Source organism: Pseudomonas sp. A-RE-19 (assembly GCF_019956555.1).
In the GTDB taxonomy this organism is placed as follows: Bacteria; Pseudomonadota; Gammaproteobacteria; order Pseudomonadales; family Pseudomonadaceae; genus Aquipseudomonas.
The window spans coordinates 67,963-91,875 of sequence record NZ_JAHBDQ010000001.1; the positions used below are offsets into that span (position 1 = coordinate 67,963).

The following is a 23,913-nucleotide window of genomic DNA, read 5'->3' on the forward strand; positions in this document are numbered from 1 at the left end:
TCAGCCCTCCTGCGCAATGGCGACAGGCGCCGATTTCGGCGTGCGGCTGCGAGTGCCGGGGTTCTGTGCCACCACTGATTCACCGACTCGGACTTTCTGCCCGCCCTCGACAATCACCTGGTCACCCGCCTGCAGGCCCGCCGTGACCCACCACTGATTGTCCACGGCGCGGTCAATGGTCAGCACGCGCTGCTCGACCTTGCCATTGACCACCACCAGCACCGAGGTCACGCCACTGGCACTGCGGTTCACCGCCTGTTGCGGAATCAATATCGCCTGATCGTCCCGAGCCTGTTCCAGCACCGCCCGCACATACATGCCCGGCAGCAATAGCCGGTCCGGGTTGGCGATTTGTGCCCGCAGGGTCACGGTACCGGTGCCCTCGTTGACGCTGACCCCGCTGAACTTCAAACGCCCTTCATGGGCGTAAGTGCTGCCGTCATCGAGCTTGAGGCTGATCCGCGCTTCACCCTCGCCGTTGCTTTGCAGCACGCCGCTGGCCAGGTCACGCTTGAGGCGCAACAGCTCGGTGGTCGATTGGGTGACGTCAACGTAGATCGGGTCCAACTGCTGCACCGTGGTCAACGCGCTGTCCTGATTGGCCACCACCAGTGCACCGGGGGTGACCGTCGAGGTTTCGATGCGACCGCTGACGGGTGAGCTGATGCGGGTGTACGCCAGGTTGATGCGCGCGGTATCCACGCCGGCCTGCGCCACTTGCAGTTCGGCTTCGGCGGTCAGCAGACTGGCCTGAGCATCCTCGTTATCCTGCTGGCTGATGGCATCGATCTTCGCCAACTGAGCATCGCGCTTGGCCGTGGCCTGGGCCGACTTCAACGTGGCGCGCGCCTTGGCCAGGGTCGCCTGTGCTTCAGCCAACGCGGCCTTGTAAGAGGACGCGTCGAGCTGATACAGCGCCTGCCCGGCCTTGACCTCGGCACCTTCGACAAACAGCCGCTGCTGGACGATACCGCCGACCTGCGGGCGGATCTCGGCGACCATGAACGCTTGAGTGCGCCCGGCCAGCTCCGTGGTCAGCGCCTGGCTTTTAGGCTGCACCGTAATCACTGACACCTTGGGCGGTTCGATCACTGGCGCGGATTGGCCCGGGGAGCACCCGCTCAACACGAACAGCACGATCACGGAAAATAGAACCGCGGCGGTCACCAGGGATTTGGCGAAAATTTTGGTCGACATAAATGCCTCTGCAAGACGGGATGGAGCAAGTCAGGCGCCATACTGCGAGGCAAATGTGCAGGAAAATTGAAGATTGCCCCGCGAGCTTGAATCTTCGTCGCGTCAGGGCCTAAATGGGCGGGCCATTCACCGACCTGCCCGAGCCCATGAAACTAAGCATTTCCACCAAGCTGTTTATTGCCGTACTGGCCAGCGTGCTGTTTGTCATTTTGAGCATGGGGGTGGCCAACGGCTGGAGCTTTGGCAAAGGTTTTCTCGACTACCTCAACGAACAGGCCCTGGTGCGCATGACGCCGGTGCTGCCGCGCCTGGCCAGCGCCTACGAACGCGAAGGCAGCTGGGAATTCCTGCGCAACCAGCCGGATCGCTGGTTCGAGCTCATGCGTCCGGAGCCAGGCGAAAACCCTACCGGCTCACAGCCGCCTACCCTGCCCATGTCCGACCTGACCGGCGCGGTGTTTCGCATCGCCCTGCTGGACCGGCAAAAGCAGTTGGTCATGGGCTACTCGGCGATTGCCGACGACGCCCTGATGCGCCCTGTCGAGGTCGCCGGTAAAACCGTCGGCTGGCTGGCGGTGACGCCGTTCCAGAACGTGACCGAAGCCGGTGGCGAACGCTTTCGTCTGTACCTGTTGCGCACCAGTCTGGCCGTGGGCGTGCTCTCGTTGCTGCTGGCGATGCTGATCGCCTGGTGGATCGCCCGCACCCTGCTTGACCCGGTCAAGCGGGTGGCCGCCGCCACGCACCGATTGGCCGCAGGGGAATACAGCAACCGGGTGTCGGTGTCCTCCAATGACGAAGTCGGTCAACTGGCCCGTGACTTCAATCAGCTGGCGTATACGCTGGAACGAAACGAAAAAATGCGCCGGGAGTTCATGGCCGATGTTTCCCATGAACTACGCACCCCGCTGTCGGTGTTGCGGGGTGAACTGGAGGCCATCGAGGACGGCGTGCGCACCCTCGACCAATCCTCAATGAAATCGCTGCAAGGCGAAGTCAGCATGCTCAGCAAACTGGTGGATGATCTGTATGAACTGTCCCTGGCCGATGTGGGCGCACTGACTTACCGCAAGAGCGAATGCGATCTCAACGAGCTGCTGGACGGTTGCGTGGCGATGTTCCACGAACGCTGCAATGCGCGGCATCTGCGCCTGGAGCTGGAGCTGCCCACCCCGCCGCCAAGGGTGGAGGCCGACCCCAAACGCTTGCAGCAACTGTTCGCCAATCTGCTGGAAAACGCCGTGCGCTATACCGATGAAGGCGGCATGCTGCGCATTCGTGTGGCCAGCGATGGCGACGTCGTACGCATCGATTTCCAGGATTCCGGCCCCGGGGTCAACGCGGATCAGTTGCCGCGGCTGTTCGAGCGTTTTTACCGCGGCGAAACTTCACGCAATCGCGCCAGTGGTGGCGCTGGCCTGGGGTTGGCCATCTGTCACAGCATCGCCCTGGCCCACGGCGGCAGCCTCAGTGCCGATCACTCTCCTTTGGGTGGCCTTTGGCTGACCCTGCGCCTGCCACGGAACGCCTGAACCATGGTCAACGACAGCCCGATTCTGATCGTCGAAGACGAACCCAAACTGGCCGCGTTGATGCGCGACTACTTGATCGCCGCGGGCTTTACGACCCAGTGCCTGGACAACGGGCTGGCGGTGGTGCCGGCAGTACGGGCCAGTGAGCCGCGACTGATCCTTCTCGACCTTATGCTGCCTGGGTGTGATGGCCTGCAAGTGTGCAAGGAACTGCGCAGCTTCAGTGCGGTGCCCATCATCATGATTACCGCACGCGTCGAGGAAGTGGATCGCCTGCTTGGGCTGGATCTGGGCGCCGACGACTATATCTGCAAACCCTTCAGCCCCCGCGAAGTGGTGGCCAGGGTCAAAGCCATCCTGCGGCGCAGCCCGCATCTTCTGTCGTCTGCAGCTGCGCGTCTGCACATTGACGAAGAGCAGTACCTGGCGTCCCTCGACGGTGTCGCACTGGACCTGACCCCCTTGGAACTGCGCCTGCTCAGCACCCTCGCCCGCTCTCCGGGACGCGTGTTTTCCCGGGATCAGTTGCTCGACAGGATCTATTCTGATCACCGGGTGGTCACCGACCGCACGGTCGACAGCCATATCCGTAATCTGCGACGCAAGCTCGAACAGGCCTGCCCGGGCGAGCATCCGATCGAGTCGTTGTATGGCGTAGGCTATCGGTTTCAGCTCGCCGACGCCTGAGCGTCGTCGAGATGGCCGTTATTGATCCGCCGCATAGATGACGGTTTGCGCGCTGTCGGATGCAGCAAGGCGGCGAGTGAAGTAGGTGTCGCCTTCATCTGTCTGGATCTCGTAGTCGACCTTGCTGGCGACACGGCCCGATGCATCGGCATGCTTGATGATTTTCAGCACCCGCTGAAACTTCACGCTCTGAGTACCGTTATGGGCCGGCCCCGTCAGTACATTGACCGTTTGAAACCAGCCTTCATTCTTTTTGTTCGACACGAGGGTGCCGGTCAGCGCCTCAAAGCGCTCCAGACGGGTAAAGCCCCAGAGTGTCTGTTCCTCGACCGCTTTGCCTTGGGCGGTGGAACCCGTGAATACAAACAGATTGATGGCCGGATTGTCTTCGCAAAAGAAGTCATAGGGCACAAGCCCGTCGACCATTTTCTTGCCGGGAACGAAACCCTTTTTATGAACCAGAAACATGACCACCTCCACGCTAAAACATCAGCAAACGCTGAGTAAATTTGAGCGGAAAGTCTACTGAGGCGGGGCGTACAGGGCCGTCAAGCCAATGTAATATCGTGTAAAGATCACGCCCGACGGGGCAAGCCGATTTCCACGGTCAACCCACCGGCCGACTCGTTGCGCGCCATAATCGTGCCGCCGTGTATTTCCACAGCCCTTGAAGCGATCGCCAGGCCCAGCCCGAAACCGGCACTGGTCTCGTTCAGGCCGCGCTCGAACGGGTGGAAAATGTCCTGCAGTCGCTCATTTTCAACACCCGGCCCCCGATCGGTAATCTGCACCGTCAGGCAGTCTGCGCCGAGATTGACCTGCGCCACGACAACAACAGCCGTGTTCGGCCTGGTATAGCGCACCGCGTTTCGAATGACGTTCTCGAAACACCGATACAGCAGTTCGCCGCTGGCACGACTGACAAAGGCCGGACACGCCTGCAGGCTCACCCGGCAACCTTTCATTTGCGCCTCGAATTGAGCGTCCTCGACGATCACCGACAGCAACTCGACGATATCGATTGGCTCGCGCTCGATACTCTCGGGTCGACCCTGCATGCGCGCCAGGGTCAGCAACACCTCGATCAGCGTGTCCATGCGCACCGACTCGCGATCGATGCGCTCCACCATTTCCAGGCGCGCAGGATCCTGCTGCAACAGCCCGATGGCCGCTTGCATGCGCGTCAACGGTGAACGCAGTTCGTGAGAGATGTCGTGCAACAGATGCTGCTGAGCCTCCACCAGCAGTTTCAGCTGGTTGGCCATTCGGTCGCAGTCCTCGGCCAGATCGACGATTTCATCGCGGCGCCCCCCCATCATCGGCTTGACCCGGGTTTCGAAGCGCCCTTGAGCCACGTCGCTCATTGCCCGCCGAAGATAGGCCAACGGCCATGCCAGGTAGTACGCCAGATACCCGCTGAACAGCGCACTCATCACCGTGCCGATGATCAACGGCGTCCAGTGGCTCGGCCCTCTGTCACCTTTTTTACCAAGGGAATGTGTAGACCTGAGCGACAGCGCAACACCCTCCTTGCTGGTGATTGACAGCTCATAGGCCGGTTGCGGAACCGGCGCCCCCGCCAGCAGTTGGCCGGCACTGTCATACACGCCAATGGCCTGGTCATCGGGATGCTCCCACACGGTCAGTAGCTGACGGCCCGACTCGACACCAAACTGTCGCAGCAACTGTTCTTCGCTGGCAAGGATCGTTGCCAGATGAGGGTCTCCGGGCCTGGAACTGCCCAGCACCAGAAAGCCCAGCCCTACCAGAAACGTCAGGCTGGTGGCCAGCCAAAACGCCAGGAACAGCTTCCAGAACAGCCGGCTGGGCCTGGTCATTCGGCGATCAACAGGTAACCGAGGCCACGCACGCTCTGAATCCAGGCTTTGGCGTCGGGGCGCGGACCCAGCTTCTGGCGAATGCTGCTGATGTGCACGTCAATACGCCGGTCGTAGCGAGTCAAGGGACACCCCAAGGCATTGAGCGACAGATCCTGTTTGCTCACCACCTGCCCGGCACAACGGGCCAGTTCTTCGAGCAAGCTGAACTCGGTACTGGTCACCCCCAGCTCGCGCCCCTGCCAGAGGGCCTGGCGCTTGCCGGGCCACAACACCAGCGGGCCGGTCCTGATCACTTCGGTGGTTGGCTGATCCACCGGCTGTGTCCGGCGCATGATTGCCCGCAAACGCGCCACCAATTCCCCCGGAGAGCTGGGTTTGGGCACATAATCATCGGCGCCCAGTTCCAGGCCGGTGATCTTGTCTATGTTGTCGCCTCGGGCGGTGAGCAACACGACCGGCACCTGGCTCACGGCCCGAATGCGCCTGAGCACCTCGATACCCGACAGCCGCGGCAGCATCACGTCCAGCACCACGATGCTGTAGCGACCGGACAGCGCCTGGACCTCACCCTCCTCGCCCGTGTGCACTGCTGTCACCTCAAAGCCTTCACGCTCCAGGTATTGGCTGAGCATTCCAGTCAGTTCCTGGTCATCGTCGACTAGCAATACGGAGATCATGGGGAGCTCTTGAGTGTGTGTCCGCGCATTATCGCCCTTGCACTGCATACCGTCATCGCCCCGGGGCCAACCTTTACCTAACTTGACACTTGGTTAACCGCACCAAACGCACCGAGCTTTTATGCTTCACCTCCACCAGCCTGCTCGCTCCGCGGACTCGTCTTGCTGTGAGATATCCGCGCCCGCCTACGCTGCTTGTCGATGTGTTCTGGATAAGATCTTGATGAATTTTTCGCGCCTGCTCTGCTCGGCTGCACTGCTGCTCAATGCCACATTTGTGCATGCCCAAGGCTTCAAAATTTCCGATATTCGCATCAATGGCCTTCAGCGGGTTTCCGCCGGGAGTGTGTTCGGAGCCTTGCCGTTGAACGTCGGTGATGATGCGGATGAGCGCCGCTTGGTGGAGTCCACCCGTGCGCTGTTCAAGACCGGTTTCTTTCAAGATATCCAACTGGGGCATGAGGGTGATGTCCTGGTCATCACTGTAGTCGAGCGTCCCTCGGTCGCCAGTATCGAGATCGAAGGCAACAAGGCGATCTCCACTGAAGACCTGATGAAGGGCCTCAAGCAATCCGGCCTGGCCGAAGGCGAGATCTTCCAGCGCGCCACCCTCGAAGGTGTGCGCAATGAGCTGCAGCGGCAATACGTCGCCCAGGGTCGCTACTCGGCGTCGGTCGATGCCGAGGTGATCGCGCAACCGCGCAATCGTGTAGGCCTGAAAATCAAGATAGACGAAGGCACCGTTGCGGCCATCCAGCACATCAACGTGGTGGGCAATACCGTTTTCACCGAAGGGCAATTGACCGACCAATTCACCCTCAAGACCAGCAACTGGCTGTCGTTCTTCAAGAACGATGACAAGTACGCCCGAGAAAAACTCTCCGGCGACCTGGAGCGTCTGCGTTCCTACTATCTGGATCGCGGCTATATAAGTATGGATATCACGTCGACCCAGGTGTCCATCACCCCGGACAAGAAACACGTCTATATCACCGTCAACATCAATGAAGGCGAGAAGTACACCGTTCGTGACGTCAAGCTCAGCGGTGACCTGAAAGTGCCTGAAGACCAGATCAAATCCCTGCTGCTGGTTCAGAAGGGCCAGGTGTTCTCGCGCAAGCTGATGACCACCACGTCCGAACTGATCACCCGTCGTCTGGGTAACGAGGGTTACACCTTCGCCAACGTCAACGGCGTGCCGACCCCGCACAATGATGACAACACCGTCGACATCACGTTCGCCGTGGATCCGGGCAAGCGTGCCTACGTGAACCGCATCAACTTCCGGGGCAACACCAAGACCGACGACAAGGTACTGCGCCGTGAGATGCGTCAGATGGAAGGTGGCTGGGCTTCGACCTACCTGATCGACCAGTCCAAGACTCGCCTGGAACGTCTGGGTTTCTTCAAGGAAGTCAACGTCGAAACCCCGGCGGTAGCGGGTCTGGATGACCAGGTAGACGTGAACTACAGCGTTGAAGAGCAGGCGTCCGGCTCGATCACCGCCAGCGTCGGTTTCTCCCAGAGCTCCGGTCTTATCCTCGGTGGTTCGATCACCCAGAACAACTTCCTGGGCACGGGTAATTACGCCAGTCTGGGCCTTACCCGCTCGGGATATCAAAGCAAGTACAATTTCGGTTTTACCAACCCCTACTTCACGCCGGACGGCGTGAGCCTGGGCTACAACCTGTTCTACAACGCCACCGACTACAACGATTATTACGATGACGGTGTTTCGTACTATTCCATCAATAGCTATGGCGCCGGCACCAGCATCGGTTACCCGATCAATGAAACCTCACGGCTGACGTTCGGCCTGACGGTGCAACATGACAACATCGATCCAGGCACCTACAGCGCCGATGAGATCTACGACTTTATCGAACGTGAGGGCAAGGCGTTCACCAACTTCAAGGCCAATCTCGGCTGGTCGGAATCGACCCTGAACCGCAGCGTGCTGGCCAGCCGCGGACATTCACAAAACCTGAACCTGACGGTGACAGTGCCCGGCAGTGACTTGAGTTTCTACAAGATCGATTACACCGGGCAGGCCTTCCTGCCGGTCAGCGACGCCACCTCGTTGCGGTTCCATACCAAGCTCGGCTATGGCAATAGCTACGGCTCAACAGACGGCCTGCCGTTCTATGAAAACTACACCGCGGGTGGCGAGGGTTCGGTGCGCGGCTTTGAAAGCGGCACCCTCGGCCCGCAGAACACTCCGGCCACTGGCACGTATGCCAGTGCCGGACAGTCGTATTATTCCGATCGGGGCACCGATGCACTGGGCGGCAATATCCTCATCACCGGCGGCGTGGAATACCTGTTTCCGCTGCCCTTTATCAAAGACAATAAATCCCTGCGCACCTCAATTTTCTGGGACGTCGGCAGCGTCTACTCAAACAAGTGCTACCTGAGCACCACCCAGGCTTGCGACGGTGTCGACCTCAACCAGATGGCCAGTTCCGTGGGTGTTGGCGTCACTTGGTACAGCCCACTGGGCCCCTTGAGCGCCAACCTGGCCTTTCCGGTTCGAACGCCTGATAACGCGGACACGCAAGTGTTTCAGTTCTCTATGGGGCAGACGTTTTGATCAGGTAAGTGAAGGTATGAGAAAGCGCCAACCCTGGCGAGCTTTACTGATCGAATCGATAGTACAAGTGGTCAGGGTTGACGTAGCATCCGCCGCGCCTTTCAGCCCGATTCGCTTTCCCGGATCAGCTTCTTGTCAATCTTCCCGACACTGGTTTTAGGGATCTCCGCGACGAATTTGAACTGCTTGGGGATCGCCCATTTATTGATGCGGCCACGCTCGACAAACCCTTGCAGATGCACCTCCAGCATCTTGCGGTCGAGATACTGCCCAGGCTCGCACACCACCAGCGCCATCGGCCGTTCGCCCCATTGCTCGTCCGCAATGCCCACGACCGCGACCGACATAACGGCTGAGTGTTCGCTGATCAGGCTTTCCAGTTCCAGGGAGCTGATCCACTCCCCGCCCGTCTTGATGACATCCTTGATCCGGTCCTTGATTTCCACCCCGCCCAGGGCGTCGATGGAGGCCATGTCGCCGGTGTGCATCCAACCGTTGTGCCACAACTCGGCGCCCTTTTCGGGTTCCTTCAAATAGCCTTGGGTCAGCCAGGGTGCGCGCACCACGATCTCGCCCAGAGACTCGCCATCATGGGCAACGTCATTGCCACTGGCATCAATGATTTTCAGGTCGACCATCGGCACCGGCGTGCCAGTCTTGATGCGGGTGGCCAGTTGGGCTTGCGTGGATTGTTCGAGGTCTTCATCACGCAGATACGTCAGGCACAGCAATGGGCAGGTTTCCGACATGCCGTAACCGCTGTGCACCTGAATACCTTTGGCGCTCGCTTCGCTGGCAATGCCCAGTGTCAGCGCGCTGCCGCCCAGAAGCATTTTCCAGCCATCGAAACGGGTCTGTGCCGCTTCCTCGCAGCTCAGGATCATTTGCAGAATGGTCGGCACGCAGTGAGAAAAAGTGACCTTCTCCTCACGATACAGCCTGACCAGGCTGTTGGGTTCGTAGCGGCCGGGGTACACCTGTTTGAGCCCCATCAGGGTGGCGACATAAGGCACCCCCCAGGCATGCACGTGAAACATCGGGGTGATCGGCATGTACACATCATCGGAGCGCAGCAACGGCAGGCCTTGATAGACGCCCAAAGTGCCCACGGCATTCAAGGTGTGCAGGACCAATTGGCGGTGGGTGAAATACACGCCTTTAGGGTCGCCAGTGGTGCCCGTGGTGTAGAAAAGTGTCGCCACCGAGTGTTCATCGAAGTCGGGAAAGTTGTACTGGTCCGCGGCCCTGGACAACAGGTTTTCATACTCCCCCAGCACCGGTAACGACGTATCGATTGCTGTGTCGTCCGTGAGCTGCAGGTAACCTTTGACGGTTTCAAGCCGCCCCTGAATCTGTTCAATCAGAGGCAGGAAATCATCATGCACCAGCACCAGGTCGTCCTCGGCGTGGTTCATGGTGAAGAGCACCTGCTCCGGCGAAAGACGAATGTTCACGGTATGCAGCACCGCGCCGATCATCGGTACCGCAAAGAAGCATTCCAGGTAGCGATGGCTGTCCCAGTCGAGCAGGGCCACGGTATCACCGGCCTTGACGCCGGCGGCGGTCAAGGCGTTGGCCAGTTTGCGGATCCGCTGGTTGAGGGTCTGGTAGCTGTAGCGCAGTTTGTCGGCGTAGACGATTTCCCGGCCCGGTTCGTAGCGCACGCCAGACAGCAATAATTGCTTGATCAGCAAGGGATAGGCGTAGGCGCCATCGGCGGGCGGAATTATTTTTGTCGCCATCATGGTTGGGGTTCCCGGTCCTTTTTACGTGGGCTCAGAACTGCTCTGCATCCAGTTGATAGAGGCATTCGCTGCCAGCCTTGGCCGACGCGCTCAACGAGTGGATGCGTGGCAGCAGACGGGCGAAGTAGAAGCGCGCGGTGGCCAGTTTGCTGGCATAGAAAGCATCCTTGGAATGGGTGCTCATGGCGGTTTTGGCCATTCGCGCCCACATGTAGGCGTACGCGGTGTAGCCGAACACGTGCAGGTACTCGACCGAAGCCGCGCCGATTTCATTCGGGTTGCTCTGGGCTCGGTCCAGCAGCCATGCGGTCAGTTCGTCGAGGGTGTCGACAGCGGCGTTCAACGGTTTGGTGAACTCACCAAGGTCAGCGCAGGCATTGGCGGTAAATTTGCGGATTTCCGAAGCGAACAGCCGGTACAGCGCCCCGCCGCTGCCGACGATCTTGCGCCCGGCCAGGTCCAGTGACTGGATACCGTTGGTGCCTTCGTAGATCTGGGTGATACGCACATCGCGAACCAGTTGCTCCTGACCCCACTCGCGGATATAGCCGTGGCCGCCGAATATCTGCTGGCCATGCACCGTGGTTTCCAGCCCCATGTCGGTGAGAAACGCCTTGGCCACCGGGGTCAGCAGCGACACCAGTTCCTCGGCGCGGGTGCGGCTTGCCACGTCATCGCTGTACTTGGCGGTATCCAGTTGCAGCGCCACGTAGCTGGAGAACGCACGCCCGCCCTCGTTCAAGGCTTTCATGGTCAACAGCATGCGTCGTACATCCGGGTGCACGATGATCGGGTCGGCGGCCTTGTCCTTGTTCTGCGCGCCCGTCGGCGAACGACTTTGCAGACGGTCACGGGCGTATTCGACTGCGTTCTGATACGAGCGCTCACCCAACGCCAGGCCCTGGATGCCCACGCCAAGGCGTTCGTAATTCATCATGGTGAACATGGCCGCCAGGCCCTTGTTCGGCGCATCGACGATCCAGCCGGTCGCCCCGTCGAAGTTCATCACACAGGTGGCAGAAGCCTTGATGCCCATCTTGTGCTCGATGGAACCGCAGGACAGCGCGTTGTGATCGCCCAGCGAGCCATCGGCATTGACCAGCACCTTGGGCACCAGAAACAGCGAAATGCCTTTGGGGCCGGCCGGTGCATCGGGTAACCGCGCCAGTACCAGATGAATGATGTTTTCGGTCAGGTCGTGCTCGCCGCCGGTGATGAAAATCTTGCTGCCGCTGATCTTGAAACTGCCGTCAGCCTGGGGTTCGGCTCGGGTGCGAATCAGGCCCAGGTCAGTGCCGGCATGCGCCTCGGTCAGGCACATCGAACCGGTCCAGGTGCCGGCGTACATGTTCGGCAGATAGCGTTCCTTGAGCTCCTGACTGGCGTGGGCATTGATCGACAGGCACGCCCCGGCGGTCAGCATCGGGTACAGGCCGAACGACAGACTCGCCGAGTTGACCATCTCTTCGACCTGAGCCGAAATCGCCTTGGGCATGCCCATGCCACCGAACTGCGGATCGCCGCCAACACCCACCCAACCGCCTTCGGCGAATGCCTGGTAGGCCGCAACAAAACCGTCCGGAGCCTGGACCGCGCCGTTGTTCCAGGTGCAGCCCTGTTCGTCGCTGGCGCGGTTCAATGGCGCGACGACTTCGCCGCTGATCTTGCCGGCCTCTTCAAGAATGGCGGCGGCGGTTTCTTCATCGATCACCTCGGCCAGGCCAGGCAATTTGGCCCATAGCCGGGACACCTGGAAAACCTCGTTGAGTACGAAGCGCATGTCGCGCAAAGGAGCTTTGTAATCAGACATCGTTGGCTTACTCGGAAGTGGTCAGGGCATGGGGCATGTCCTGACGTTGGGATGTACCGGTTTCACTGGTTTGCGCCACGTGGGCTTGCGCAACGGGGTGACGCAGCAGGAAGTACGACAGGGCTGGAATCAGGATCAGCGCGCCGAGCATGTTCCACAGGAACATGAAGGTCAGCAGGATGCCCATGTCGGCCTGGAACTTGATCGGCGACCACACCCAGCACACCACGCCCGCCGCCAGGGTGATGCCCACCAGGCCGACTACCCGGCCGGTGAACGACACGGCGTTGCGGTAGGCCTGGGACAGCGGCAGGCCCTGGCGCTGGAAGTGCAGTTGCACGCTGAGCAGGTACAAGGCGTAATCGACGCCGATGCCCACGCCGAGGGCGATCACCGGCAGGGTCGCGACCTTCACGCCAATGCCCATGGCCACCATCAACGCCTCGCAAAGGATCGAGGTCAGGACCAGTGGCAACAGCGCGACCAGGGTCGCGCGCCAGCTGCGGAAGGTGATCAGACAGAACAGCGTCACCGCCGCATAGACGTAAAGCAGCATGGTGCGATTGGCTTCGCGCACCACAATATTGGTCGCCGCTTCAATCCCGGCCGACCCGGCCGCCAGCAGGAACTGGCGATCATCGCTGTTGTTCTCCCGGGCGAATTTTTCGGCAATGCCCACCACGGCATCCAGGGTCTCGGCCTTGTGATCCTTGAGGAAGGTAATCACCGGCATCAGCGAACAATCGGTGTTGAACAACTCCGGGGAGTTGACCGAGGCTTGCTGCGCGGCGTAGTTCAGCACGTCCTGATTGCGCTGGATGCTGTTGAGCTTGGGGTTGCCCTCGTAGGACCCGGCGGTGATCTGGCGCACGGCATTGACCAGCGAGGCTGTCGCCTGCACCCCCGGATATTGCTGCAGCTCCCAGGCCAGACGGTCGGCGAGAATCAGCGTCTTGTAGTTCAGGCAGCCTTCCGGCGCGGTCTTGATCATCACCGCGAACAGGTCGCTGGACAGCGCGTAGTGGCTGGTGATGTAGGCGTTGTCACGGTTATAGCGAGAGTCGGCGCGCAGCTCCGGTGCGCCACTTTCCAGATCGCCGATCTTCAAATGCAGGCTGACCATGAAGCCGCCGATGCCCATCAGTACTGCGACCAATACCGCCCCCGCGGCCCATCTGGCCGTGGTGAAACGGTCGAGCAAGTCCCACAGCTTGCCGAAGCCTTTGTGCCCTTCTGCGCGCGTGTCGATTTTCAGTGCTCGCTCGGCAGCCTTGGTGCCGACGCCGACATAAGACAGCGCCACCGGCATCAGCAACAGCGAGGTGAAGATCAGCACCGCCACACCGATACTGGCGGTGATCGCCAAATCCCGGATCACAGGAATATCGATCAGCATCAGCACCGCAAACCCGACGGCGTCGGCCAGCAACGCGGTGACGCCAGCAATGAACAGGCGGCGGAAGGTGTAGCGTGCGGCGATCAGTCTGTGGGTGCCACGGGCAATGTCTTGCATGATGCCGTTCATTTTCTGCGCCGCGTGGGACACACCGATGGCGAAGATCAGAAAAGGCACGAGCACCGAGTACGGGTCGATGGCATAACCGAGCCAGGCGACGATGCCCAGTTGCCAGACCACTGCGATCAGCGAGCAGCCGACCACCAGCAAGGTGCTGCGCACGCAACGGGTGTAGGCGTAAATGATGATCAGCGACGTGACGACGGCCAGGCCGAAGAACATCATCACCTGAATCAGCCCGTCGATCAGGTCGCCCATCAGTTTGGCGAAACCGATCACCCGGACTTTGTACTGGCCCTTGCCCTCCTCCCCGGCTTTGCGCGCAGCGCTGTCACCTGCAAATTCGATCTTGTCGCGCAACTGCTCCTCGAGCATCTGCGAAAAAACGTGGTAGTCGATGCGCTGACCGCTGGCCGTGGCCTTGTCCAGCAGCGGCACGATCAACATGCTCGATTTGTAGTCGCTGGCCACCAGACTGCCGACGATACCGGCGCGGGAAATGTTCTGGCGCAACTGTTCTATTTCTGCAGGCTTGCCCTGGTAGGTATCGGGCATCACCGGGCCGCCCTGGAAACCTTGCTCGGTGACTTCGGTCCAGCGCACCGCCGGGCTCCACAACGACTTCATCCAGGCGCGGTCGACGCCTTCGGTGACGAACAGCTGATCGTTGACCTGTTTGAGTACATCAAGATAAGCGGGGTCGAAGATATCGCCCTGAGTGTTCTCCACCACCACCCGCACCGAGTTACCCAGACCGCGCAGCGACTGGCGGTTTTCCAGGAAATTCTGGATGTACGGCTGGCTCTGCGGAATCATTTTTTCGAAGCTTGGACGCAGCTCCAGGCGAGTCGCGGCCATGTAGCCCAACACCACGGTGGCCAGCGCCATCAGCAGCATGAACAGTGGACGGTAGTTGAACACCAGCCGCTCCAGCCGATTGCCGGACTGGCGGTCGAAATCCCGCAAATCGCGGATCACCGGCATGGTTTCTTGTTTGGTATGGCCCATGTCTGGGTTCTCGCTCTAAGGGTTCGAGGGCTTATTCAACGGACAGCGTCCGTGCACCACGGCTGCCGACCACCACCAACGCACCGTCGGCGGCGCGCGTGACGCCCGTCACCGGGACCGGCTCGGCTTGCTGCACCCAGTGCATTTGCGCACCGATGTCCTGGCTCACCAGCATCTGCCCGCCCTGGGTAAACAAGCGGTAATGACCGTGGGCATCGACGATGCCGGCGGTGATGCTGACGTGCAGGCCACTGTCCAGCGGGGTCCAGCTGAGACCGCCATCGGTGCTGCGCAGCACATTGCCGCGCAAGCCATAGACGAGCGCTTCGCCGGGCTTGCCGAGCACACCGAAAAAACTGCCCTGATAGGGTGTCTGCACGGCGGCGAACCGCTGTTGGGTGTCATCCCACTTGAGCAACAGGCCTTGCTCTCCGGCGATGTACAGCGCGTCGCCGGTGAAGGCGATAGCGTTGAGGTGAAAGCCCTGCGGGTTGTCGGTGCGGTCCTGGAACGGTGTCCAGCTCTGGCCGCCATCCTCGGTGCGCAGGATCAGGTTGAACACTCCGACCACATAGCCGAGGTGGTCGTTGGCGAACCAGACATCGAGCAAGGGTTTGTCGGCGCCCTGCGCCACCAGGCGCTCACCTTCGGCGACCAGCAGTGGCCATTGTTCATTGCCAGGTTCTGCACTGGCCAACGCCTGGTAATGCTTGACCAGCAAGGCACCGATCTCGCGGCCGTCCAGTTGTTTACGCCAGGTCGCACCCGCGTCACTGCTGTGCAACACCACACCGTCGCCGCCCACTGCCCAGCCCTGGGTGGCGGAAGGAAAACTCACGGCGTTGAGGTCGGCACTGACCGGCACAGCGGCCTGCTGCCAGTGTTTGCCGGCATCATCGGAATACAGAATGTGGCCACGCTGCCCGACGGCGACCAGACGCTCGCCAGCGCGGGCCATGCCGGATAACGGGCTGTTGACGGCCAGAGCGCTGACCCTGGCCGGCAGATCCAGCACGTCGACATAACCGGAGGCCTGGCTGAGGCCTTGCAACAGTGCAAGCAGAGCGCCGAGCGCCAGCTGCAGGTAATTTTTGTTCGAACACATACCGCGTCCTCTTCGGAAAACCGCGCCGGGGCACACGTCCGTGTGCCTGACGTTCAAACCTGGCGCCCGAAACGATCGGCATGCACCGACCGTCGTGGGGTCCCCTGCCTGGCGGGCAGTGGACCGAACGGACGCTTTGTCACGGTTTGCTTAGCGAATCCCGCTACCTGCCAGCGACTCCGGCGACCACTGCGCCTTGGAGAGCGGATCGATGTACTTGATGCCGCCGTAAGGGCCCACCACACCGTTGATGTTGTAGGAACCACCCACCAGGTCGTAGATCATGAAGGGCGTGGAGTCCGGGATCTGCTTGTCATAGCTCTGGCTGAGGAACGCGAAGGAGCCACGGTACAGCTGACCACGGGCGTCGTACTGGTCAGAGGCCAGAGCGGTCCAGCTGTCTTCGTCGAGGTAGAAGCGACGCTTCTGGTAGATGTGACGGGCGCCGGCCTTGAGGTTGCCCTCCACCACCCAGACCCGGTGTTTTTCCCAACGCACGTAATCCGGTGCCAGGTGATTGGCCATGGTCAGCGCCTTGGGGTCTTGGGCGTAGGTCAGCTTGTAAGTGTTGTAGGGCACGATCATTTCCTGCTTGCCCGTAAGCTTCCAGTCGTAGCGGTCCAGTGCACCGTTGAACACGAAGACATCGTCATAGGTGCCCGCGCCGGCAGTGCCGGGGTTTGGCGTGTCGTAGGCCAGGTTCGGTGCCAGCTTGACCCGACGCTGGCCAGGCAAGTATTGCCAGGCGCGGCGCGGTTGCTGCAACGGATTGGCGGCGTCCTTGAGCATCACTGCTTCACCGGCCCGGCGCGCAGGGCCGGTGTAGGACAGCTTCATCTGGTAGTACACGTCGGCGCTGCTGATCGGCTGCGTCAGGTTCTCGTAGATCGGGTAGGAAATGAACGCCTGCCCGGTGATCGCCAGGCTCGGCACGCCTGCGGAATCGACGTTCCAGGAGTCGTACTTGGAACTGATGTTGACCCCCTGATAGCGCAGCAGGAAATTCCACATCGCCTCGTTACCCGATTGCGGAATCGGGAACGGTACGCCCGGCAGTACGTTGTCGATGGCCAGGCCGCCTTCGAGGGACTTGGCGCCGGTGGCATTTTTCACGCCGTTGTCCAGCACGGCCTTGGGCAGTGTGACGGTGCGGTGGGTCGGGTAGACATTGATGTGAAAGCTTGGGAAACGCTTGGCCAGTTCCGTCGTGGTTGCACTGAGCAAGCCCTTGTACTGATCGACGTTTTTGCCGTCGATCACCAGCAACGGTTTTTCGTTGACGAAGGGATCCGGACGCATGCTGTCACCGGATTTGAAACTGGCCGGTGGCGTGGTCAGGCCACCGTCATAAGCGGGGATGGAACCATCAGCGTTCCCGGCCTTTTCGGCGCCCACCAGGGTCAGGCTGCTGCCCAACCTGGCAGCGTCCTGAGTTGAAACAGCAGCCTGTGCCTGAGCAGTAAGGACCATCGCCAGCGAAGCGGCCAACACGGTTTTTGCGAATTTCATCTTGTTATTCTCCTGCTTGCATTGAGCAAATCAGTGGTGAATCAAAAAGTGGTTTTCATCGTCAGGTAAACGGCGCCACGGTCCTCAGTCGTGGCCCCCCCACCGGAGAAGGCCGAGTAGCCACCGCCGTAGCACGCGTAGTTTTCATTGCCGCTAAAGGCATTGGGGGTGGAGCCGTCGCCGCTGCCGGCATTGGCCGCGCCGGTGCTCAGACCGCTGGTGTCGCACTTGTCGGTCTTGCCGAAGGAGTCCACGTACTTCAGGTCGACGAAGTATTTGTTGTACACAACGGCGCCCACGCCCACGGCATAGTTGCCGGTGTCTTTGGCGCCGCCACCGGACACTGGCGACACGCCGGCGAGGCCCACGTTGACGGACATCGGTGCATTGAGATCGACCCCCGGGAATACCTGGTACCAGGTCGGGGTGAAGTTGACCGCGACGCCCCAGTTGTCCCGGGTCGGCTGGTCGATGCAGCGATAGGTGTCCTTGCCCTTGTAGAGCGCTTCGTTCTTGCTATCGAGCTTGAGCAAGTTGCTGTAGTACAACTCGGCGAGCAGGCTGGCCGAATCGAACACCGGTGTTTTCGGGAAGGTCATCAGGCCGTTGAGCGTCCAGTGCAACGTGTCACCGGTGGCACTCATGCTGTCGCCCTTTTCCGGCGTGTCGTAGATCACACCGGTGGCCGCCGTGCGGGCCGGCAACAGACCGAGGCCGGCGCCCAAACCCAGAGGGCTGGTCGAGCTGACAATCGCCGGAATACTGGCCAGCGGCATGTTGTGTCGAATGTTCAGGTCCGAACCCACACTGATACCGCCCACATCCTTGGACAGGCTCAGGCCGACGATCTTGATGTTGTCGGCATAGGCCAGTTGATAGGTGCTGGTACTCAGCGAGTTGAGGGTGTTGACCACCGCAGGCACTTGCCCTGCCGGCCGGGTGCCGTTGGGGTTGGCCGAGGTCAGGCCACGGGCATCCAGCCAGGCTTGCGGCAGGATCTCCGAGGTTTCGCGGTAGTAAACGCCGAGGGTGCCATCCAGCCAGGCCGGCGACCACTTGGCCATGATGCCCCAGTCGCCGCGCTTGTCCGGCGTCAGGTCATGGCCGCGACGTACGTTGGTCAAGCCGTTGCACGGCGCCAGGCCACAGCCCAGCGGGCTGCCCGGCACCACGCCATTGGTGTTGCCCAGCAGGAATGACTGCGCACCGAAGCCGACCAGGTCGGAACCGCCGTAGTAGGTGCCCGCTTCCGACAGACGCGCCGCATCCCAATCGAGGAAGTACTGGGCACCCACGGTCAATTCCGGGTTGACGGTGAACGACATCGACAACTGGTTACGCGGAACGAAAAGCTCCTTGGCTTCAGTTCCCGGCGAGGCGGCCAGTTTGGCCAGGTCCAGGCCGGACTGGCCGTAGCTGATCGAGTGCACCGGGTTGAGGATGGTTTCACCCCAGAACACGTTGTGCTGACCGGCCTTGATGCTCAACAGCGACTCCTCGCCCACGTCGGTGCTGTAGAACACGAAGGCATCGAGGATTTCGCCGGAAGGACCGGTGTAGTAACGCTGGGCGTAGTTGCTCAGGTGCGGGCTGCCATTGCCGACGTTGTCATTGGTGACCCCGGCCAGGCGCGGATCGTTGGCGACCAGACCCGACCTTGCGTCATTGCCGTTGACGAACGGGTTGGAATTGGAGCCGGTGTTCTCGTAGGCCTTGTCGTACCAACTGGCGGCGCTGACGCGAAAGCCCATGTGGTTTTGGTAAACCACATCCATCTCGGTCAACAGGTCAACGCGGTTGGTGATGTTGGTTCCGGCCTTGCGGAAGTTGTAGTCGCCATCGTTGTTGTTCGGTGTCGCCAACATGCGCTTGTCGGCGCTTTCGGTGCGTACGCCGTAGTTGTACTTCACGGTGTTATCCAGCCGCGCGGTCCAGTCCGGGTTACCTGTATCGAGTTCGACCGCCTGCGCGACCGGCACGGCGGCAGCCAGAATGGCCGAGGCCAACAAGGTGTATCGCGAGGGTGCGAACCCGTGACTCTTATTGTTATGCATTGCGTTGTCTCCGCCTTTTTGTATTTGTTTTAAGCGCAGCCGCCCTCGCGCAACCCCTTGTTCCAGGGGTTTGCGTTTTTCAGGAGTGAGGGCAAATGCCGGATGGCCGGGGCCAACCGGCGCCTGAACTAGCTATCCAGCGCCAGGATGAGTGCTTCGGCTTGAGGCCAGTGGCCGAAACCTGCAGCCGGATTGAGATGACCCACCTCGCCCACGTTCAGCAGTTCGCTGCCCCAGCCATCAGCCAGGCAGGTGACGGCGTCCAGGCTGGCCAGGTGGTCGTTGGTACTGGCGGCCACCAGGCTGCGGAACGGCAGTGGTCCTTTTGGTAGCGGATTCCAACCCTGGGTGCGCAGGGTTTCAGCGGATGGGTAGCCTTGTGGCCAATGAGCATCGAGATCCGGAGGAGTGGCCAGCAGCGCACCCTTGATCGGTCGACTGTGCTGCGCAGCCCAGTGCGCGACCATCAACACGCCAGCGCTGTGAGCGACCAGAATCACCGGCCCGTCGATCTGCTCCAGCGCGTGCTGGATCGCTTCGACCCGCTTGACGCAATCGAGCTTGTCGGTTTCCAGCGGTGGCACACTGCGCACCTTGCACAGCCTTGCCTCAAGCAGCGTTTGCCAATGCTCGGCAACGTGCTCGCGCAGGCCCGGTACGATCAGAACGGTTGCGACAGTTTGCAGTTTGTCCACTTCAACACCTTCGCTTTCTCGATGACTCGACTGGCTCTATCGCCAGGGGCTTTTTGTAGGACTGACATTAAAGAGCACCCACCCGAGGCGCTTTTCATTGGACGTCAGGCACTTTTCTTTTCATGACAAATTTCCAGGTGTTGGCGTGCCCCGACCATTGGTCGAAAAACACCGCAGCTTCTCTGTGGGTCACTGTAATCAATGGGTGAGCCTCGATTGCTCGACGACAACGGAGGTGATTCTGGACAGCATTGGCCGAGCGCCATCGACGACACCACAACTGTTCAATTGCTGATGTGCTGGATATAGTCGCCACGCTCATTTGAATCGCAACCGGCCCAGGAAAGACCTTCGCATGCCCAAGCTTGTTCGCGCCGCTGTTTTGACCAACTACCTGGAGGTCACCCAGTACCTGGGGTTCAACCCGCGCGATGTGCTGGCCGGCGTCGGCTTGAGCAAAGCGCTGCTGCAAGCGCCCGAGCACCGCATCCCCATTGATGCCGCCGTACGCCTGCTGGAAGATTCGGCCGTCGCCAGTGGCTGTCAGAGCTTCGGCCTGAGCATGGCCGAGTCGCGCCATCTCTCGGACTTCGGTGTGGTCAGCCTGCTGCTCAGCCATCAGCGAACGCTGCGAGATGCGTTGCATGTGTTGGTGCATTACCGGCATCTGATGAACGACTCGCTGGCCCTCTTCATTGAGGAGGCTGGCAAGATGGTGATCATTCGCGAGGAGGTGGTCACCGAATCGCCGATGCCCTGCCGACAAGCCAATGAACTGGCCATCGGGGTGATGTTCCGCCTGTGCGCCGCCCTGCTCGGCTCTCACTGGCATCCCTACAGTGTCAACTTCACGCACCAGCCTCCCGACAACCTGCAACTGCATCGCCGCCTGTTTGGCTGCACGCTGGAATTCGGCAGTGAGTTCAACGGCATTGTCTGTTCCGACGCCAGCCTCGACATGACCAACCCCCATGCCGACCCGGCCATGGCGCGCTACGCCCAGAGCTACCTCGACTCGCTGCTGAGCCACGAAGGACCCTCGATGCTGTTCGAGGTGCGCAAAGCCATCTACCTGCTGCTGCCAATGGGACGCGCCACCATCGAGCAGATCGCCCAGACCCAGGGCATGAACGTTCGGACTCTGCAGCGCCGCCTGAAAGACGACGGCTGCGCCTTCAACGACCTGATCAACGACGTGCGTCGCGACCTGGTGTTGCGCTACCTGGACAACCCGAATTATTCGTTGGGGCGCATTGCCGACATGCTCGGCTACTCCATGGCGAGTTCCTTCACACGCTGGTTCATCACCCAGTTCGGCATGCCGCCCGCCGCATGGCGCAGCGCACAAAAGCAAACCACCTCTAAATCTCTCTCTGGCCCCAAAGAGTCCTGAGCCAGCCGACCTCTGAATAATCTGTCGCTGGCACGGGCAAAAAGTCCGCAGCGGATTAGCCGATGCGTCTCCACGTTGCCCCCCTTCTTCCCCGCATTCATTACCTGAAGGCTTTTCTGACAGCCTCAGGCTTCAAGCATCCCATCCCGATCCTACAAGCGATTAAGTCGCGACTGGCAGCGTCACCTATCCCCCAACGCGCACCGTTATCCCCAGAAACCAATCACTGATTTGGCGCCCAGGGACGGGCTTTGCGCAAAAGGGATGCATTCATGGAAAAGGACTTTGGGGGTCACCACTGCGCCGTCTGCCGCGACCGCGCTCTGGCAGAACGGGCGCGAAAACCCGGGCTTCGACCAGACCCGGCGGAAGAGCAACGCAAATACAACGAAATGTTGGCCAGACAACGGGCACTGGAAGACCAACGTAACGCTGCCCGGGAAGCCAAGGAAACGCGCGAAGAAGCCAACCAAGTGAAGATCACTCTGCGTATTGGGGTGTTTTTTGATGGCACCGGCAATAACCCGTTCAATGTGGATATGGGGCGAAAGTGCGGGGCTCATCATCCGGTGTCGGCGGAGGATATGGATGGGAGTTGCGAGCCGTACATGCAGGATCCTGATAGTAGTTATGGGGGGGAAGTGACGAATGTTAAGCGGTTGTATGAGTTGTACATGGAGTCGACCGGCTCGGAAGAAATCGTTCAGAGGAAACTGGCATACGACAAGGTCTACGTTGATGGCATTGGAACATCGGCGGGCGAGCGAGACAGTCTGTTGGGCACGGCGTTGGGTCGAGGTGAGACAGGCATCGAAGCGCGGGTACATCTCGCGTTCGATCTGACCAAACGCCGGTTACGCAGCTTTCACAATGACTATCCGGACATCCAGATTCAGTCCCTAACCCTGGATGTCTTCGGTTTCAGTCGTGGCGCGGCCGCCGCCCGACATTTCGCCTGCTTGTGCCTGAACAGAACCAACAGCCCGCTCCGGGAAACCCTGGCCCTGCCGGATAGACTATTCACCCGGGACTTCAGCAAGGTGTTTGGTGAAGGGGTCAACATTGGGTTTATCGGCCTGCTCGACACCGTTGCTTCCGTGGGCGGCCTGAGTAACCTGGGGTATGTGCGCAGTCCGGCAACCCCTGGGGTCAAGTTGTATTTGATGCCGCGCTTCTTCCCCAATGTTTTGCAACTGGTGGCACGGGACGAATACCGGGCCAATTTCGCTCTCAATCGCGTCGGCCCGGATCATCCGGAAATCAGTCTGCCGGGGGCTCACTCGGATATCGGCGGCGGTTACCGCGATGAAATCGAAGAGCGCGTAATACTCAGCCCCCTGCAAGCCTTGGATGTTGGCGAGCTCACCGACGTAAAAACCACCTCGATCTACCGCGACGCCCAACGGGAACGGGCGAAATGGCACGCCAAGGGCTGGCCACTGGAGATGCTGGAACTGGTCACCCCTGACCCGATAAAGCTGCGGCCTGAACCCAGGGAGCAAAATGCGCCGAAACAAAAGCGGGTATTTGTCGGCTTGCAGCTACGACGTAAGATCGGTGCCGGGCTGTCGCGAGTGTATCTGCGGGTGATGTATGAGGCAGCCAAGAAGCATGGGGTTGAGTTTGACGATATTCAGCAACGCGCCGCATTTGCACCACCTACCGATCTTCAGCCAATGTGCGAGCGGTTTGTCGCAGGCGACTACAGCATTTCACCGGCTGAAGACCAACTGCTGAAGCTGCACTACATCCACCAGTCAGCACACTGGAACCCGACCTTTCTTTCGGGCCCTCGTACCACCCGATTCGAACTGGCCTATGCCCATGTCCCGACGGCGGATGCCGTACGGGTACATCACCCACATGTACCGGAATGGATGCTGTAACCATGAAAAACCTGATCGCACTTTTAGCCATATTTTCGATAAGCGCGTGTCAGGCCGTCGATCCGCTTTCCGCCAAAAATGATTTTAAAACACGCTGGTGGTACATCGGTTTTACCGAACCCGCTCACATGACGGTTTGGGTCGAGACCTCCGCCGTCGAGGATGTAAAGGGGCGGATAATTCACCATGTCGCAGCAGGAGCAGCAGCCCGTAGCGATTATGAGAATGGAACTGAAAACGCACGGGGCTGGGTGGGCATCGGTGGTGAAGGCATGCCAGTCACCGGTGCCGACTTACCGAAACGCCTCTTTGTGCGCTGGCAATCGATTGTCGAGCGCAAGACCTACGCGGGCTGGATTGATATTTCCGAATCCACCCGCGACATCATGCGCAATTCGACAGCCCGACGTTGCTATAAAACACCTGAGTACTCCGCCAATTCCGCTGCTTCACTCAACCTGGGGTTGGCACCGGGAGGGATCATCCAGGTATGGACCCGCGACGACTGTTTCCGCGCCCACAAAGTCGACCGAGGGCAAGTCGGCATCGAGCCGTTAGGCCCCGATCAAGGCAAGTACAACGGTTTCTACGGCAAGATCAAAGACTCTTCAAAGCGCTACATCGAACGTTTTGGCATTCCCTATGGCAGTTGGTGATGATGCAGCTTC

General features: G+C 60.3%; 17 protein-coding genes. 6 read left to right on the forward strand and 11 right to left on the reverse strand.

What is annotated here, in order from left to right:
- The gene (locus tag KGB14_RS00310) at positions 1-1,197 is read right to left on the reverse strand and encodes an efflux RND transporter periplasmic adaptor subunit (protein ID WP_223483591.1); all 1,197 of its coding nucleotides are present in this window, start codon (positions 1,195-1,197) and stop codon (positions 1-3) included.
- Positions 1,198-1,310: 113 nt separating this feature from the next.
- Between KGB14_RS00310 and baeS the strand changes: the two genes are divergently transcribed.
- Complete coding sequence (gene baeS, locus KGB14_RS00315; RefSeq protein ID WP_223483592.1) at positions 1,311-2,729, forward strand: sensor histidine kinase efflux regulator BaeS; 1,419 nt, start codon at positions 1,311-1,313, stop codon at positions 2,727-2,729.
- 3 nt (positions 2,730-2,732) lie between these two features.
- On the forward strand, positions 2,733-3,416 hold the full coding sequence (locus KGB14_RS00320) for a response regulator (RefSeq protein WP_223483593.1): 684 nt from the start codon (positions 2,733-2,735) through the stop codon (positions 3,414-3,416).
- Between the two features lie 18 nt (positions 3,417-3,434).
- Here the strand turns inward: KGB14_RS00320 and KGB14_RS00325 are convergent, their stop codons facing one another.
- The 3 genes from KGB14_RS00325 to KGB14_RS00335 all read right to left on the reverse strand — a co-directional run bounded on the left by KGB14_RS00325 (position 3,435) and on the right by KGB14_RS00335 (position 5,934).
- Positions 3,435-3,884, reverse strand: coding sequence for a hypothetical protein (locus tag KGB14_RS00325; RefSeq protein WP_052965319.1), 450 nt, complete (start codon positions 3,882-3,884; stop codon positions 3,435-3,437).
- A gap of 107 nt (positions 3,885-3,991) precedes the next feature.
- Complete coding sequence (locus KGB14_RS00330; protein WP_223483594.1) at positions 3,992-5,254, reverse strand: ATP-binding protein; 1,263 nt, start codon at positions 5,252-5,254, stop codon at positions 3,992-3,994.
- Positions 5,251-5,934: a response regulator transcription factor gene (locus KGB14_RS00335; RefSeq protein ID WP_223483595.1), complete on the reverse strand. Its 684-nt coding sequence runs from the start codon at positions 5,932-5,934 to the stop codon at positions 5,251-5,253. Before KGB14_RS00335 ends, KGB14_RS00330 begins: the two co-directional genes overlap by 4 nt.
- Before the next feature lie 223 nt (positions 5,935-6,157).
- On the opposite strand from KGB14_RS00335, the gene bamA reads away from it, so the two are divergent.
- Complete coding sequence (gene bamA / locus KGB14_RS00340) at positions 6,158-8,524, forward strand: outer membrane protein assembly factor BamA (RefSeq protein WP_223483596.1); 2,367 nt, start codon at positions 6,158-6,160, stop codon at positions 8,522-8,524.
- 101 nt (positions 8,525-8,625) lie between these two features.
- On the opposite strand, the gene KGB14_RS00345 is transcribed toward bamA, so the two are convergent.
- From KGB14_RS00345 to KGB14_RS00375, 7 genes are all read right to left on the reverse strand, one after another.
- Complete coding sequence (locus KGB14_RS00345; RefSeq protein WP_223483597.1) at positions 8,626-10,269, reverse strand: fatty acid--CoA ligase; 1,644 nt, start codon at positions 10,267-10,269, stop codon at positions 8,626-8,628.
- A gap of 31 nt (positions 10,270-10,300) precedes the next feature.
- The gene (locus KGB14_RS00350) at positions 10,301-12,079 is read right to left on the reverse strand and encodes an acyl-CoA dehydrogenase C-terminal domain-containing protein (protein ID WP_223483598.1); all 1,779 of its coding nucleotides are present in this window, start codon (positions 12,077-12,079) and stop codon (positions 10,301-10,303) included.
- Between the two features lie 7 nt (positions 12,080-12,086).
- Positions 12,087-14,603: an efflux RND transporter permease subunit gene (locus KGB14_RS00355; RefSeq protein WP_223483599.1), complete on the reverse strand. Its 2,517-nt coding sequence runs from the start codon at positions 14,601-14,603 to the stop codon at positions 12,087-12,089.
- 31 nt (positions 14,604-14,634) lie between these two features.
- Entirely contained in the window at positions 14,635-15,708 is a 1,074-nt protein-coding gene (locus tag KGB14_RS00360; RefSeq protein ID WP_223483600.1) for a WD40/YVTN/BNR-like repeat-containing protein, read from the reverse strand.
- Positions 15,709-15,858: 150 nt separating this feature from the next.
- Positions 15,859-17,217 carry a DUF1329 domain-containing protein gene (locus KGB14_RS00365; protein WP_223483601.1) on the reverse strand — a complete coding sequence of 453 codons (1,359 nt, stop codon included), beginning with the start codon at positions 17,215-17,217 and terminating at the stop codon, positions 15,859-15,861.
- Between the two features lie 41 nt (positions 17,218-17,258).
- Positions 17,259-19,271: a DUF1302 domain-containing protein gene (locus tag KGB14_RS00370; protein ID WP_223483602.1), complete on the reverse strand. Its 2,013-nt coding sequence runs from the start codon at positions 19,269-19,271 to the stop codon at positions 17,259-17,261.
- A 128-nt stretch (positions 19,272-19,399) separates the two neighbouring features.
- Positions 19,400-19,966 carry an RBBP9/YdeN family alpha/beta hydrolase gene (locus KGB14_RS00375; RefSeq protein WP_223483603.1) on the reverse strand — a complete coding sequence of 189 codons (567 nt, stop codon included), beginning with the start codon at positions 19,964-19,966 and terminating at the stop codon, positions 19,400-19,402.
- Between the two features lie 355 nt (positions 19,967-20,321).
- Here KGB14_RS00375 and KGB14_RS00380 point away from each other — a divergent pair, with 355 nt between their 5' ends.
- The 3 genes from KGB14_RS00380 (at position 20,322) to KGB14_RS00390 (ending at position 23,901) form a co-directional block, all read left to right on the forward strand.
- A complete protein-coding gene (locus KGB14_RS00380) occupies positions 20,322-21,359 on the forward strand; it encodes an AraC family transcriptional regulator (RefSeq protein WP_223483604.1) in 1,038 nt (345 codons plus the stop codon).
- A 272-nt stretch (positions 21,360-21,631) separates the two neighbouring features.
- Positions 21,632-23,245, forward strand: coding sequence for a phospholipase effector Tle1 domain-containing protein (locus KGB14_RS00385; RefSeq protein ID WP_411740764.1), 1,614 nt, complete (start codon positions 21,632-21,634; stop codon positions 23,243-23,245).
- Between the two features lie 2 nt (positions 23,246-23,247).
- A complete protein-coding gene (locus KGB14_RS00390; RefSeq protein WP_223483606.1) occupies positions 23,248-23,901 on the forward strand; it encodes a DUF2931 family protein in 654 nt (217 codons plus the stop codon).
- Positions 23,902-23,913: the final 12 nt, after the last annotated feature.

Excerpts from the sequence above, each read along its gene's own strand:
- KGB14_RS00310 (WP_223483591.1), bottom strand. The coding sequence starts at position 1,197 with ATGTCGACCAAAATTTTCGCCAAATCCCTGGTGACCGCCGCGGTTCTA.
- baeS (WP_223483592.1), top strand. The coding sequence starts at position 1,311 with ATGGGCGGGCCATTCACCGACCTGCCCGAGCCCATGAAACTAAGCATT.
- KGB14_RS00320 (WP_223483593.1), top strand. The coding sequence starts at position 2,733 with ATGGTCAACGACAGCCCGATTCTGATCGTCGAAGACGAACCCAAACTG.
- KGB14_RS00325 (WP_052965319.1), bottom strand. The coding sequence starts at position 3,884 with ATGTTTCTGGTTCATAAAAAGGGTTTCGTTCCCGGCAAGAAAATGGTC.
- KGB14_RS00330 (WP_223483594.1), bottom strand. The coding sequence starts at position 5,254 with ATGACCAGGCCCAGCCGGCTGTTCTGGAAGCTGTTCCTGGCGTTTTGG.
- KGB14_RS00335 (WP_223483595.1), bottom strand. The coding sequence starts at position 5,934 with ATGATCTCCGTATTGCTAGTCGACGATGACCAGGAACTGACTGGAATG.
- bamA (WP_223483596.1), top strand. The coding sequence starts at position 6,158 with ATGAATTTTTCGCGCCTGCTCTGCTCGGCTGCACTGCTGCTCAATGCC.
- KGB14_RS00345 (WP_223483597.1), bottom strand. The coding sequence starts at position 10,269 with ATGATGGCGACAAAAATAATTCCGCCCGCCGATGGCGCCTACGCCTAT.
- KGB14_RS00350 (WP_223483598.1), bottom strand. The coding sequence starts at position 12,079 with ATGTCTGATTACAAAGCTCCTTTGCGCGACATGCGCTTCGTACTCAAC.
- KGB14_RS00355 (WP_223483599.1), bottom strand. The coding sequence starts at position 14,603 with ATGGGCCATACCAAACAAGAAACCATGCCGGTGATCCGCGATTTGCGG.
- KGB14_RS00360 (WP_223483600.1), bottom strand. The coding sequence starts at position 15,708 with ATGTGTTCGAACAAAAATTACCTGCAGCTGGCGCTCGGCGCTCTGCTT.
- KGB14_RS00365 (WP_223483601.1), bottom strand. The coding sequence starts at position 17,217 with ATGAAATTCGCAAAAACCGTGTTGGCCGCTTCGCTGGCGATGGTCCTT.
- KGB14_RS00370 (WP_223483602.1), bottom strand. The coding sequence starts at position 19,271 with ATGCATAACAATAAGAGTCACGGGTTCGCACCCTCGCGATACACCTTG.
- KGB14_RS00380 (WP_223483604.1), top strand. The coding sequence starts at position 20,322 with ATGCCCAAGCTTGTTCGCGCCGCTGTTTTGACCAACTACCTGGAGGTC.
- KGB14_RS00385 (WP_411740764.1), top strand. The coding sequence starts at position 21,632 with ATGGAAAAGGACTTTGGGGGTCACCACTGCGCCGTCTGCCGCGACCGC.
- KGB14_RS00390 (WP_223483606.1), top strand. The coding sequence starts at position 23,248 with ATGAAAAACCTGATCGCACTTTTAGCCATATTTTCGATAAGCGCGTGT.